11 protein-coding genes are annotated in these 14292 nt (G+C 69.8%); 9 read left to right on the top strand and 2 right to left on the bottom strand.

Features of this window, described 5'->3' with window-relative positions; all coding sequences use genetic code 11:
• Window positions 1–215 precede the first annotated feature (215 nt).
• On the top strand, window positions 216–491 hold the full coding sequence (locus GT042_RS05255; protein ID WP_161307523.1) for a hypothetical protein: 276 nt from the start codon (window positions 216–218) through the stop codon (window positions 489–491).
• A 94-nt stretch (window positions 492–585) separates the two neighbouring features.
• Here the strand turns inward: GT042_RS05255 and GT042_RS05250 are convergent, their stop codons facing one another.
• Complete coding sequence (locus tag GT042_RS05250; RefSeq protein WP_161307522.1) at window positions 586–1563, bottom strand: aldo/keto reductase; 978 nt, start codon at window positions 1561–1563, stop codon at window positions 586–588.
• Window positions 1564–1941: 378 nt separating this feature from the next.
• On the opposite strand from GT042_RS05250, the gene GT042_RS05245 reads away from it, so the two are divergent.
• Window positions 1942–3123 (top strand): ROK family transcriptional regulator, encoded by a 1182-nt coding sequence (locus GT042_RS05245; protein WP_161307521.1) that lies wholly within the window; start codon window positions 1942–1944, stop codon window positions 3121–3123.
• Window positions 3124–3180: 57 nt separating this feature from the next.
• Here GT042_RS05245 and GT042_RS05240 read toward each other — a convergent pair whose 3' ends face one another.
• A complete protein-coding gene (locus tag GT042_RS05240; RefSeq protein ID WP_161307520.1) occupies window positions 3181–3489 on the bottom strand; it encodes a hypothetical protein in 309 nt (102 codons plus the stop codon).
• On the opposite strand from GT042_RS05240, the gene GT042_RS05235 reads away from it, so the two are divergent.
• The 7 genes from GT042_RS05235 to GT042_RS05205 all read left to right on the top strand — a co-directional run.
• Complete coding sequence (locus tag GT042_RS05235) at window positions 3488–5020, top strand: sugar ABC transporter ATP-binding protein (RefSeq protein ID WP_161307519.1); 1533 nt, start codon at window positions 3488–3490, stop codon at window positions 5018–5020. The two genes, GT042_RS05240 and GT042_RS05235, sit on opposite strands and share 2 nt — an antisense overlap.
• A complete protein-coding gene (locus GT042_RS05230; RefSeq protein WP_161307518.1) occupies window positions 5017–6090 on the top strand; it encodes an ABC transporter permease in 1074 nt (357 codons plus the stop codon). Before GT042_RS05235 ends, GT042_RS05230 begins: the two co-directional genes overlap by 4 nt.
• Window positions 6091–6147: 57 nt before the next feature.
• Window positions 6148–7188 carry a substrate-binding domain-containing protein gene (locus GT042_RS05225; RefSeq protein ID WP_161307517.1) on the top strand — a complete coding sequence of 347 codons (1041 nt, stop codon included), beginning with the start codon at window positions 6148–6150 and terminating at the stop codon, window positions 7186–7188.
• Between the two features lie 71 nt (window positions 7189–7259).
• Window positions 7260–8477: a Gfo/Idh/MocA family oxidoreductase gene (locus GT042_RS05220; RefSeq protein WP_161307516.1), complete on the top strand. Its 1218-nt coding sequence runs from the start codon at window positions 7260–7262 to the stop codon at window positions 8475–8477.
• A 10-nt stretch (window positions 8478–8487) separates the two neighbouring features.
• Window positions 8488–9492, top strand: coding sequence for a sugar phosphate isomerase/epimerase family protein (locus tag GT042_RS05215; RefSeq protein WP_161307515.1), 1005 nt, complete (start codon window positions 8488–8490; stop codon window positions 9490–9492).
• A 330-nt stretch (window positions 9493–9822) separates the two neighbouring features.
• On the top strand, window positions 9823–13512 hold the full coding sequence (locus GT042_RS05210) for a ThuA domain-containing protein (protein WP_161307514.1): 3690 nt from the start codon (window positions 9823–9825) through the stop codon (window positions 13510–13512).
• A 106-nt stretch (window positions 13513–13618) separates the two neighbouring features.
• Window positions 13619–14292 (top strand): inositol-3-phosphate synthase (locus GT042_RS05205; RefSeq protein ID WP_345943689.1); only part of this gene is annotated, 674 nt, incomplete at its 3' end.

The raw sequence follows: 14292 nt of genomic DNA, 5'->3' as shown, positions 1-14292 counted from the left end.
TACTCGTCGATCAGGCCCGGCACGGCCGCCTCGGCGGCCAATGGCGCGCCGCCGGTCGCGATGTCGCCCTCTCCCGGCTCGGCCCGCAGCCGCCGCGCCCCGCAGCCGCCAGGCCGTCGAACGCGCCTTATCTCGCTGTACGGCGCGTACGCCCGCGGTCAGACTGTTCCGGTCGATTGATTGCCGCAGCCTGATCGCCGGAAGTCTTGGTGAGGATGAAGAACGAGACAGAGACAGAGACGGTTTGCCGGGTCTGTGGGTTCAGCGGTGAGGTGTTCTGGGAGGGGGGTTGGCCGACCGAGGCCATCTGCCTCTGCTGCGGCAATGAGTCCGATGTGGGCGATGCGAGCGTCATGGGCCTGCGGGGATACCGCGGCTACTGGGTGGGACACGGTGCCCCGTGGCACAGCCCGTCCGAGGAGCGCAAGCAGAAGCGCCTGGGCTGGGACCTGCTGAAGCAGCTGGCGGACATCCCGCCGGAGTGGCGCTGACCGGGATCCCCGGACGGGGGCGCACTCGTCGGCGGCGACGCCCGGCGGGAGGTCTTGCCGCGGGTGGGTGCCGCGCACACCCGCCCGCGACGTGTCAGGCGGTCAGGTTCTGCATGTTCGCGTAGCGGTCGCCGGTTGCCGGGGACAGGGACGACAGGCTCTTGAGCTGGGTCGGCGTCAGCGTTATCGCGTCCGCCGCTATGTTTTCCTCCGCCCGGGTCACCCGCTTCGTGCCGGGGATCGGGGCGAGGTCGTTTCCCTGGGCGAGAAGCCAGGCTATCGCCACCTGGGCCGGTGTCGCCCCGACATCGTGGGCGATTGTCTCCACCTCGTCCACGATGCTCAGATTCCGTTTCAGATTGTCGCCCGTGAATCGCGGATTCTTCGCCCGGAAGTCGTCACTGTCCATCTGGTCCGTGGAACGGATGGTTCCGGTGAGGAATCCCCGGCCCAGTGGGGAGTAGGCGACAAAGCCGATACCGAGTTCCCTGAGCAGGGGGAGGATCTCCTTCTCCGGCTCGCGCGACCACAGAGAGTATTCGCTCTGGAGCGCTGTGATCGGATGGACCGCCTGCGCCCGGCGGATCACGTCCGGGGTGGACTCCGAGAGCCCGATGTGGCGGATCTTGCCCTCCGTGACCAGCTCGCTCATGGTGCCCACCACATCCTCGACGGGCGTGTGCGGGTCCATCCGGTGCTGGTAGTACAGGTCGATGTGGTCCGTGCCCAGCCTCCTGAGAGAGCCTTCGACGCAGATACGTATATTCGCCGGCGAGCTGTCGAACTGGCGGATGTACTGGCCGTCCGAGCCGTGCGAGAGATAGCCGAACTTCGTCGCCAGAACCACCTGGTCCCGGCGCCCCGCGAGCGCGCGGCCCACCAGTTCCTCGTTCTTGTACGGTCCGTACACCTCGGCGGTGTCCACCAACGTGACGCCCAGGTCCAATGCCCGGTGGATGGTACGGATCGATTCCGCGTCGTCCGTCCCGCCGCCCGTATATACGCCCGTCATGGACATGCAGCCCAGTCCTATCCGGGACACGTCCAATTCTCCGAGAGAGATGTGCTTCATGTGAGTTCCGTTCACCGCTGCCTTCGCCGCGACCTACGGCCTTCCCTTCCACGCTAACTCCGCCCGGAGTGGCGTGACTGTTGCCCTCTGCAAGTGTGTGCCGGACTGCTGCTGCCCGAACCGCCGGTGCCCGCCCCCCTGCCACGCGGCGGACCGCTGGGCGGCAGGCAGGCAGGCAGGCCGGCAGGCGGGTGGGTGGGTAGGCAGGCCCGGCGACCGCCCGGCGCGAGGTCCGCTCCCACCTTTGTCCTGGGTGTGGAGAAAGTTGGCGTAGATTCCCGCTCAACTTCTTCCCACTGCGGGCAACCACTGCTACGTTCCCCTCGAAAGCAGCACGACGGACACGGCCGACACGGCGGGGAGGGGCGCGTGAGACGTATGACCGCACGACCCGCGAACGCGCACCAGGCGCGACTGCTCAGGCTGTTGCGTGACGGTGGGCCCAACTCCCGCGCGCAGCTCGGCGATCAGGTGGATCTGTCCCGTTCCAAGCTCGCAGTCGAGGTCGACCGGCTGCTGGAGACCGGGCTGGTTGTCGCCGACGGGCTCGCCGCCTCGCGGGGCGGGCGGCGTTCGCACAACATCCGGCTCGCCCCGGCCCTGCGCTTCCTGGGCGTCGACATCGGTGCCACCTCGATCGATGTGGCCGTCACCAACGCCGAGTTGGAGGTCCTGGGGCATCTCAACCACCCCATGGACGTCCGCGAGGGACCCGTCGCCGTCTTCGAGCAGGTGCTCGCCATGGCGGCCAAGCTCAAAGTCTCCGGTCTCGCCGAGGAGTTCGACGGCGCCGGCATCGGGGTGCCGGGACCCGTCCGCTTCCCCGAGGGGGTGCCCGTCGCGCCGCCGATCATGCCCGGCTGGGACGGCTTCCCCGTACGGGAGGCGCTCAGCCAGGAACTCGGCTGCCCGGTCATGGTCGACAACGACGTGAACCTGATGGCCATGGGGGAGCAACACGCGGGCGTGGCACGCTCCGTGGGCGACTTCCTCTGCATAAAGATCGGTACGGGTATCGGCTGCGGCATCGTGGTCGGTGGCGAGGTCTACCGGGGGACGACCGGGAGCGCCGGCGACATCGGACACATCCAGGTCGAACCGGACGGCCGGGCCTGCGCCTGCGGCAACAAGGGGTGCCTGGAAGCTCACTTCGGTGGTGCCGCGCTCGCCCGCGACGCCGAGGACGCCGCCCGTACCGGACGCTCGCCCGAACTCGCCGCACGGCTCGGCGCGGCGGGGCGGCTCACCGCCGTCGACGTCGCCGCGGCCGCCGCCGCCGGGGATCCCACCGCGCTCGACCTGATCCGTGAGGGCGGAAACAGGCTGGGCCAGGTGATCGCCGGACTCGTCAGCTTCTTCAACCCGGGGCTCGTCGTGATCGGCGGCGGGGTGACCGGGCTCGGCCACACGCTGCTGTCGAGTGTCCGCACCCAGGTCTACCGCCAGTCGTTGCCGCTGGCCACCGGCAATCTCCCCATAGTCCTGGGGGAGTTGGGTCCGGTCGCCGGAGTCACCGGCGCGGCCCGGCTCATCAGCGACCACCTGTTCTCGCCGGCCTGACGGGCCGGTAGGCACCACCGTGTGACCCGGCCCCACAGGCCGGTGAGTACCACCGCGTCACCCGCGCCATCCGTACGAGCCGCACCACCCGTACCACCGCACCATCCGTACGAGCCGCGTCACCCGCACCACCCGTACCACCTGTACGAGCCGCACCACCCGTACGTGCACGAGTCGCACCGCCCGCACCACCAGCACCGTACGCACACCGCACAGGTACACGTACCCGCACACACACAGATACACGCGCACCACACCACCGCGCCGTACGCAAGCAACACCGCACACCCGTACGCCGGTTCCGCGCTGCCCGCAGCGCACCGCCCTGCCCGCGCAACGGCCGCATCCGCCGAGGGGATACGCCATGGCACCAGCTCCACCGGAAACCGTTCTGCTCACCATGTCCGGCATCACCAAACTGTTCCCCGGTGTCCGGGCCCTCGACGGCGTCGACCTGGAAGTCCAGGCGGGGGAAGTCCACTGCCTGCTCGGCCAGAACGGCGCGGGCAAGTCCACACTCATCAAGGTCCTCGCCGGGGCCCACCAGCCCGACGGCGGTGTGATCACCTGGCAGGGCGAGGCCGTCACCCTCAAGTCGCCCATCGCCGCCATGCGGCTCGGCATCGCCACCATCTACCAGGAACTCGACCTGGTCGAGGGCCTGTCGGTCGCCGAGAACATCTTCCTCGGGCACGAGCCGACCACCGCCGGCTTCGTCGTCAAGGGCCGCGAGGCCAGGACCCGGGCGACCGCGCTGCTCAAGCGGCTCGGGCACCCGGAGATCCAGGCGCACCGCCCCGTCGGCTCGCTCTCCGCCGCCCAGCAGCAGATCGTCTCGATGGCCCGCGCCCTCTCCCACGAGGTACGGCTCATCGTGATGGACGAGCCGTCCGCGGCGCTCGACCCCGACGAGGTCAACAACCTCTTCCGGATCGTCTCCACCCTCACCGCCGACGGGGTCGCCGTCGTCTACATCTCCCACCGGCTGGAGGAGATCCGCCGCATCGGGGACCGCGTCACGGTCATCAAGGACGGCAGGACCGTCGCCGTCGGCCTCCCCGCGAAGGAGACACCGACGCGCGAGGTCGTGGCGCTGATGACGGGCCGTAACGTCGAGTACGTCTTCCCCGAGCGCCCCGCCCCGGTCGACGCGCCGAGCGGCGAACCAGTCCTGCGGGTCGAAGGGCTCGCCAGGGAAGGGGAGTTCGCCCCCGTGGACCTCGAACTGAGGCCCGGTGAGATCGTCGGCCTCGCGGGGCTCGTCGGCTCCGGACGCTCCGAGATCCTGGAGACCATCTACGGCGCCCGCAAACCCACCGCCGGCCGGGTGCTGGTCAACGGTGTCGCCCTGCGCCCCGGCAGTGTGCGCGCCGCCGTCCGCGCCGGACTCGGGCTCGCGCCCGAAGAGCGCAAGGCCCAGGGCCTGTTGATGCTGGAGTCGGTCACCCGCAACGTGTCGGTCTCCTCCCTCTCCCGCTTCTCGCGGGCCGGCTGGCTCGACCACGCGGCGGAACGCACCGCGGCCAGGGACGCCGTCAGGGAGCTCTCCCTGCGCCCCGACAACCCCGAGGTGCCCATCCGTACCCTCTCCGGAGGAAACCAGCAGAAAGCGGTCCTCGCCCGCTGGTTGCTGCGCGGCTGCCGGGTCCTGCTCCTGGACGAACCGACCCGCGGGGTCGACGTCGGCGCGCGCGCCGAGCTCTACGCCGTGATCCGACGGCTGGCCGACGAAGGCCTCGCCGTTCTGCTCGTCTCCAGTGAGGTCCCCGAAGTCCTGGGCCTCGCCGACCGGGTGCTGGTGCTCCGCGAAGGGCAGGTCGTCCACCGGGCGCCGGCCCAGGAGCTCGACGAGCACCGTGTACTCGACCTCGTGATGGAAGGGAGCCCGACGCCATGAAACAGCCTGCCTCCGAGGCGCGGCAGGGCGGGCCGGATGCCGCGGCCGCCTCGCAACCGCCCTCGACCGTGACCTCCGCCGACACCGTCAAGGACCAGGAGCCGAAGGGAAGCAGGCCCTCGTCCGGGCTGCGGCTCGACGTCCGTAACCTCTCCCTGCTCGGGGTGCTCCTGGCGCTGGTCGTCGTCGGTGGCATCACCAAGCCGGAACAGTTCCTGGACACCAACAACCTCCAGCTGATCCTCACCCAGGCGTCGGTCATCGGTGTGGTCACCGTCGGCATGACGTTCGTGATCACCAGCGGGGGCATCGACCTCTCGGTCGGCGCGATCGTGGCCCTCGCCTCGGTGTGGGCGACCACGCTCGCCACCCAGGAGTTCGGCTTCATCGGCATCCTCTTCACCGCGATGGTGGTGGGGCTCGCCTGCGGCCTGGTGAACGGACTGCTGATCGCGTACGGCGGGATGGTGCCGTTCATCGCGACCCTGGCGATGCTCGCCTCGGCCCGCGGTCTCGCCCTCCAGATCACCGACGGCAAGACGCAGATCGTCACCGTGAACTCGGTGCTCGACCTCGGTATTCCCGACTCGTACGTCCTGGGGATCCCCCCGCTCGTGCTGGTCTTCGCCGCGGTCACCGTCGTCGGCTGGCTGGTCCTCAACAGGACGACCTTCGGCCGGCGCACCGTCGCCGTCGGCGGCAACGCCGAGGCCGCGCGCCTGGCGGGCATCGACGTCCGCAGGCAGCGGCTCTACCTCTACCTGCTCTCGGGGCTCTGCTGCGGTATCGCGGCCTTCCTGCTGATCATCCTGGCGGGCTCCGGTCAGAACACCAACGGAAACCTGTACGAGCTGGACGCCATCGCCGCGGCGATCATCGGCGGCACCCTGCTCAGCGGCGGTCGCGGCACCATCGTCGGCTCCGTCCTCGGTGTCCTGGTCTTCACCACGATCACCAACATCTTCGCCCTGAACAACCTCCAGAGCGATGTCCAGCAGATCGCCAAGGGCGCCATCATCGTCGCCGCCGTACTGGTCCAGCGCCGCACCTTGCGCAACGGCGAGTCCTGACTTCCGGTCTCGTCACCGCTCCCGAACGTCCCGCACCGTCCGAAGGGTTGAACCGCCATGCCAGAAACCAGCCGTAGAGGACTGCTCTTCGGCACCGCAGCGATCTCCGCGGGTGCCCTCCTCACCGCCTGCACCAGCAACGAGCCCGAGAAGAAGGAACCGGCGGCCAACAACCAGCCGGCCGCCACGGACGACAAGCCCGGCAAGCCGGTCACCATCGGCTTCGCAGGCCCCCAGGCCGACCACGGCTGGCTCAACGCGATCAACGACAACGCCAAGTCGCGGGCCGAGAAGTACTCCGAGGTGACGCTCGACATCACCGAGGGCTCCAACGACACCGCGGCCCAGATCGGCCAGGTCGAGACGCTGATCAACAAGAAGGTCGACGTCCTGGTGATCCTGCCGGCCGACGGCAAGGCGCTCACCCAGGTCGGTCTCAAGGCGATGCGCGCCGGGATCCCGGTCATCAACCTCGACCGCATCTTCGCCAGCCCGCAGGCGTACCGCTGCTACATCGGCGGCGACAACTACGGCATGGGCGTCAGCGCCGGTAACTACATCGGCGAGAAGCTCAAGGGCAAGGCCAACGCCAAGGTCATCGAGCTGGCCGGGATCGACGCCCTGGAGCTGACGCAGCAGCGCAGCCAGGGCTTCAAGGACGCCCTCAAGAACTACTCCAACATCGAGCTGGTCGCCCGCCAGGCGGCCGACTTCACGGTGGAGTCCGGCCAGGCCAAGATGGCGCAGCTGCTCCAGGCGCAGTCCAGCTTCGACGCCCTGTGGAACCACGACGACGACCAGGGTGTGGGCGCGCTGCGCGCCATCCAGCAGGCGGGCCGCAAGGACTTCCTGATGGTCGGCGGCGCCGGTGCCAAGTCGGCGATGGACGCGATCAAGGCCGACAACAGCGTCCTCAAGGCGACCGTGCTCTACCCGCCCACGATGGCGGCCTCCGCCATCGACCTGGCCCGCGCGCTGGGCCAGGCCAAGGGCATCGGCGGGCTCTCGGAGCTGGAGATCCCGGCGTCCGTGACCCTCTTCTCGGCCGTGGTCGACAAGACGAACGTCGACCAGTACCTGCCGACGGGCTTCAGCTGACCGGGCCCGGGGCCGGGCCCGCCCCGGCCTTAGGCCGCCCCCACCAGCGAAAGAGACGAGGAGTACTCCGTATGACCCCCAGGGAAGCGTCGGAGAAGGAGGCCGGCGCACCGCCGGTGCTCGGTATCGGCATGGTCGGGTACGCGTTCATGGGCGCCGCCCACTCGCAGGGGTGGCGTACCGCGGGACATGTCTTCGACCTGCCGCTGCGGCCCGCGCTCGCCGCGATCTGCGGCCGGGACGCGAGCTCCGTGGAGGCCGCCGCGCGCAAGCACGGCTGGGCCGCCGCCGAGACCGACTGGCGTGCGCTCATCGCACGCGACGACGTGCAGGTGGTCGACATCTGCACTCCCGGGGACAGTCACGCGGAGATCGCCATCGCCGCGCTGGAGGCGGGGAAGCACGTCCTGTGCGAGAAGCCGCTGGCCAATTCCGTGGCCGAGGCGGAGGCCATGGTGCGCGCCGCGGAAGCGGCGCGTGAGCGGGGCCAGTTGGCCATGGTCGGTTTCAACTACCGCCGGGTGCCTGCCATCGCGTACGCCCGGACGCTGATCGCCGAGGGCCGGCTCGGCACGCTGCGGCACGTCCGGGTCACGTACCTCCAGGACTGGCTGGTCGACCCGGCGTTCCCGCTGACCTGGCGGCTCAAGCGTGAGCACGCCGGGTCCGGGGCGCTGGGCGACCTCGGGGCGCACATCGTGGACCTCGCACAGTTCCTGACGGGGGAGCCGCTGGTGGGGGTGTCGGCGCTGGCCGAGACCTTCGTGAAGGAACGGCCGATCCTCTCCGGGGCGTCGGCCGGCCTCTCGGCCACCGGCGGCGGCGAGACGGGTCCGGTGACCGTGGACGACGCGGCGCTGTTCACCGGGCGGCTCGCCTCGGGGGCACTGGCGTCCTTCGAGGCGACCCGGATGGCGGCGGGGCGCAAGAACGCGCTCCACCTGGAGATCAACGGTGAGCTGGGCTCGCTCGCCTTCGATCTGGAGCGGCTCAACGAGCTGTCGTTCCACGACCACACCGAGCCCGCGGTCTCGTCCGGCTTCCGCCGGATCCTCGTGACCGAGTCCGAGCACCCGTACCTGGAGGCGTGGTGGCCGCCGGGCCACGCGCTCGGCTACGAGCACACGTTCGTGCACCAGGCCCGTGACCTGGTCGAGGCGGTGGCCGCCGGGAAGGATCCGGCGCCGTCCTTCGCCGACGGGCTCCAGGTGCAGCGGGTGCTCGCGGCGGTCGAGGACAGTGCCGCCAAGAACGCCGTCTACACCCCCGTACCGCAGCAGCACGCCTAGGAGGTAGCGCATGCCACGTCCGTTCACTCTCTTCACCGGCCAGTGGGCCGATCTGCCCCTGGAGGAAGTCTGCCGCCTCGCCCGGGACTTCGGGTACGACGGCCTGGAACTCGCCTGCTGGGGTGACCACTTCGAGGTCGACAAGGCGCTCGCCGACCCGGGCTACCTGGCCGGGCGGCACCAGCTGCTCGACAAGTACGGGCTCAAGTGCTGGGCGATCTCGAACCACTTGGTGAGCCAGGCGGTCTGCGACAGCATCATCGACGAGCGCCACCAGGGAATCCTGCCGTCCCGCATCTGGGGCGACGGGGAGCCCGAGGGCGTCAGGCAGCGCGCCGCCGCCGAGATCAAGGACACGGCACGGGCCGCGGCCGCGTTCGGGGTCAACACGGTCATCGGCTTCACCGGCTCGTCCATCTGGCACCTGCTGGCGATGTTCCCGCCGGTGCCGCCCGCCATGATCGAGCGGGGGTACGAGGACTTCGCTGAGCGCTGGAACCCGATCCTAGACGTCTTCGACGCCGAGGGGGTGCGGTACGCCCACGAGGTGCACCCGGGCGAGATCGCGTACGACTACTGGACCACGCACCGCGCGCTGGAGGCCGTCGGCCACCGGCCCGCGTTCGGGCTGAACTTCGACCCGAGCCATTTCGTCTGGCAGGACCTGGACCCGGTCGGGTTCCTCTACGACTTCCGCGACCGGATCTACCACGTCGACTGCAAGGAGGCGCGCAAGCGCCTCGACGGCCGCAACGGCCGGCTCGGCTCGCACCTGCCCTGGGGCGACCCGCGGCGCGGCTGGGACTTCGTGTCGGCCGGCCACGGTGACGTGCCGTGGGAGGACGTCTTCCGGATGCTGGGGTCGATCTCGTACGAGGGCCCCATCTCGGTCGAGTGGGAGGACGCGGGCATGGACCGGCTGGCCGGCGCGCCCGAGGCCCTCAGGGACCTCAAGCGGTTCGACTTCGACCTGCCGACGGCGTCCTTCGACGCGGCGTTCGGCGGCGGCGAGTAGCGGAGGGTTCCGCACTGTCCTCGATCGCCGGGCGGGCCCGGTTCGGCCCGCCCGGCGATCGGGGCTCAGCCATGCCCGATTCCCGCTTTGTCCTGGGGCTGGAAAAAGTAGAACTTCACCTCTGCGCAAGGCCTTTCCGTTCGGGACGAACCCCGCTACCGTCCACTGAGGTGTACAGGACAGCGAGCTTCCGGTGTGACGGCGCACACCGGGGAAGAAGCCCCTGTCCCGGGGACCGGTGCAGGACGAGCACCGACCCCGCGAAGCGGACGACAAGCTCCGCGTCCCTTCAACTCGCAGGTACGAACAGCCCACTTGTGGAGGACTTTCGTGCACAGAAAACGCCCCAGAGCCAGATCCCTCCTCGCCCTCCTGACCGGCGCCCTGCTCGCCGGTTCGAGCCTCAGCGCCGTACCAGCGACCGCCCACGAGCCGGAGCCGCCGGCGGCGGCGGAAAGCTTTCAGCAGGTGACGCTCGCCAAGGGCGCCGCCGAGGTGGGCGAGCCGATGTCGCTCGCCGTCCTGCCGGACCGGCAGGTGCTCCACACCTCGCGTGACGGCACCCTGCGCGTCACCGACGCCGAGGGCAACACCACGGTCGCCGGCTCGCTGGAGGTCTACAACCACGACGAGGAAGGCCTCCAAGGCGTCGGCGTGGACCCGGACTTCGCGGAGAACCGGGCCATCTACCTGTTCTACGCGCCCAAGCTCAACACCCCGGCCGGCGACGCCCCCGAGAACGGCACCGCCGCCGACTTCGCCCCCTTCGACGGGTACAACCGCCTCTCCCGCTTCACCCTGAACGCGGACGGCACCCTCGACAAGGCCAGCGAGAAGAAGGTCCTCGACGTCGCCACCTCGCGCGGCACCTGCTGCCACGTCGGCGGTGACATCGCCTTCGACGCGGACGGCAACCTGTACCTGTCGACCGGCGACGACACCAACCCGTTCGCCTCCGACGGCTACACCCCGATCGACGAACGGACGGACCGCAACCCGGCGTTCGACGCGCAGCGCAGCTCGGGCAACACCAACGACCTCCGCGGCAAGGTGCTGCGCATCAAGGTCGCCGAGGACGGCTCGTACACGATCCCCGAGGGCAACCTCTTCGCCCCCGGTACGGAGAAGGCCCGGCCCGAGATCTACGCGATGGGGTTCCGCAACCCCTTCCGCATCAACGTCGACCAGAAGACCGGCATCGTGTACGTCGGTGACTACGGCCCCGACGCCGGCGCCGCGTCCCCGACCCGCGGCCCGGCCGGACAGGTCGAATTCGCCCGGGTGACCGAGGCCGGCAACTTCGGCTGGCCGTACTGCACCGGCGACAACGACCCGTTCATCGACTACGACTTCGCGACGAAAGCCTCCGGCGCCGCCTTCGACTGCGCCGCGCCGAAGAACAACTCGCCCCACAACACCGGGCTGACCGACCTGCCCCCGGCCCAGGCGGCCTGGCTGCCCTACGACGGCGGCAACGTCCCCGAGCTGGGCTCCGGCTCCGAGTCCCCGATGGGCGGTCCGGTCTACCGGTACGACGCCGACCTGGACTCCCCGGTCAAGTTTCCCGAGTCCTACGACGGCGACTTCTTCGCCGGTGAGTTCGGCCGCCAGTGGATCAAGCGGATCGAGCAGGACGAGAACGGCACCATCGGCTCGATCAACCCCTTCCCCTGGACCGGCACCCAGGTCATGGACATGGAGTTCGGCCCCGACGGCGCCCTCTACGTCCTCGACTACGGCCTCTCCTGGTTCGGCGGCGACGAACACTCCGCCGTCTACCGCATCGAGAACATCACCGGCGGACGCTCGCCCGTCGCCGTGGCCACCGCGAACAAGACCTCCGGCAAGGCCCCGCTGAAGGCGACCTTCTCCTCCGCGGGCACCGAGGACGCGGACGGCGATCCGCTCACCTACGCCTGGGACTTCGGCGACGGCGGCACCTCGACCGACGCCAACCCCGCGTACACGTACAAGAAGAACGGCACCTACACCGCGACGCTCACCGTCTCGGACGGTACGGGCCGCCACGGCAGCGCCTCCGTACGCGTCGTCGTCGGCAACACCGCCCCGAAGGTGACGCTCGAACTGCCCGCCGAGGGAACGCTCTTCAACTTCGGTGACAAGCTGCCCTTCAAGGTCACGGTCACCGACCCCGAGGACGGTCCCATCGACTGCGCCAAGGTGACGATCCGTTACATCCTGGGTCACGACAACCACGGCCACCCGATCACCTCCGCCAGCGGCTGCGAAGGCACCATCACCGCGCCCGCCGACGCCGAGCACGACCCCAACGCCAACATCTTCGGGGTCATCGACGCCGAGTACACCGACGGCGGGGCCGGCGGCCAGGAAGCGCTCACGAGCCACGACCAGGCGCAGCTCCAGCCCCGTCACCGGCAGGCCGAGCACTACAACGGCTCCTCCGGCATCAAGACGTACGACAAGGCGAGCGCCAACGGCGGCAAGACCGTCGGCGACATCGACAACGACGACTGGATCTCCTTCAAGCCGTACCACCTGGCCGGGTCCAAGACCCTCACGGCCCGGGTCTCCTCCGGCGGCGCCGGCGGATTCCTCGAAGTACGGACCGGCTCGGCCACCGGCAACCTGCTGGGCTCCGCGCCCATCCCGGTCACCGGCAGCTGGGACGTCTTCCAGGACATCGACATCCCGCTGAGGTCCGTCCCCGCCAAGACCGCCGAGCTGTTCCTGGTCTTCAAGGGCGCCACCGGCCAGGGCGCGCTGTTCGACCTGGACGACTTCCAGATCAGCACCGCCGTGCCCGGCAAGACCGAGAAGCGGGTCCTGGTCTTCTCCAGGACCGCGGGCTTCCGCCACGACTCGATCCCCGAAGGGGTCGCCGCGCTCAAGGAGTTGGGGAAGACCACCGGCATCACGGTCGACTCCACCGAGACACCGGGGCAGTTCACCACCAACAACCTGGCCCGGTACGACGCGGTCGTCTTCCTCTCCACCACCGGTGACGTCCTCAACGCCGACCAGCAGAAGGCGTTCGAGAACTACGTCGCCACCGGCGGCGGGTACATGGGCGTCCACGCGGCGGCCGACACCGAGTACGACTGGTCCTTCTACGGAGGCCTGGTGGGCGCCTACTTCTCGGGCCACCCCCAGATCCAGTCCGCCACGGTGCGCGTCGAGGACAAGGACCACCCGGCCACCGCCCACCTGGACGACGAGTGGCAGCGTACGGACGAGTGGTACAACTACCGCACCAACCCCCGCACCCAGGCCAAGGTCCTCGCCACCCTGGACGAGACCACCTACCAGGGCGGCACCATGAAGGGTGACCACCCGATCGCCTGGTGCCAGACGTACGAGGGCGGCCGGGCGTTCTACACCGGCGGCGGCCACACCAAGGAGTCCTACGCGGACGAGCCGTTCCGCCAGCACCTGCTGGGCGGGCTGCGCTACGCCGCCGGGCAGGTCAAGGCCAACTGCAAGCCGGACACGGGCTACCGGGACATCTTCAACGGCAAGACCCTCGCCGGCTGGAAGCAGGGCGGCCCCGGCAAGTTCAACGTCGTCAACGGCGAACTGCGCTCCGAGGGCGGCATGGGCCTGCTGACGTACCAGGCCAAGGAGCTCACGTCGTACTCGCTCAAGCTCGACTGGAAGCTCGACGGGGACGACAACTCCGGTGTCTTCGTGGGCTTCCCGGCCTCCGACGACCCCTGGTCGGCGGTGAACAACGGGTACGAGGTGCAGATCGACGCCACCGACGCCCCGGACCGCACCACCGGCTCCGTCTACACCTTCAAGTCGGCCAACATCAAGGCCAGGGACCAGGTTCTGCGCCCGCCCGGGCAGTGGAACAACTACGAGATCCGCGTGCAGGGTGAACGTCTCCAGATCTTCCTGAACGGCGTGAAGATCAACGACTTCACCAACACAGATCCGGCACGCAGCCTGAAGGACGGCTACATCGGTCTCCAGAACCACGGGGCCGACGACCAGGCGTCCTTCCGCAACATCCAGCTCAAGGAACTGCCCACCCCGTAAGGGCCGGACCGTTCCGTAAGGCTGGACCGTCGAGCCGGCGGCGGGCGGGGAGGCGCCGTACCCCCCGCCCGCCGTCCACCACCACACCACCGGCAGGAGGCATCCCGTGACGACGAACCGTACAGAGTCGACCGCACCGCGCACCGGAGTCTGGTTCGTCGGAGCGCGAGGCTCCGTCGCCACCACGGCCGTCGCGGGATGCGCCGCGGTCACCGCAGGACTGCACCCCGCGACGGGCATGGTCACCGAGACCCCGCCCTTCGCGGGAGCGGGACTGCCACCCCTCTCCTCCCTCGTCTTCGGCGGGCACGACACCGCCAGCTGCCCGCTGCCCAAGCGCGCCGAGGCACTCACCGCGGCGGGCGTGCTCCCGCACGGCCTGCCCTCCGCGATCCACGCCGAACTCACCGCCGCCGACGCCGAGATCCGCTCCGGCGGCCCGCACCCCGGCGACACCCGCGCCGACGACGAGATCATCGCCGCGTTCGCCGCGGACATCACCGCCTTCGCCCAACGCACCGGCGTGGTACGGACGGTGGTGGTCAACGTGTCCTCCACCGAGGCGGCCCCCGCGCCCGACGACCCCCGCCTGCCGGTCAGTTCGCTCTACGCGGCGGCGGCGGTACGGGCCGGCTGCGGCTATGTGAACTTCACCCCGTCCACCGGACTGCGTACCCCCGCCCTCACCGCCGCCGCCGCGGTCGCCGGACTTCCCCACGCCGGCCGCGACGGCAAAACGGGTCAGACGCCGCTCCGTTCCGTGCTCGCCCCCATGTTCGT

This window comes from Streptomyces sp. SID3212, assembly GCF_009865405.1.
Taxonomy (GTDB): Bacteria; Actinomycetota; Actinomycetes; order Streptomycetales; family Streptomycetaceae; genus Streptomyces.
This window is presented reverse-complemented; position numbering and strand designations above follow the sequence as displayed.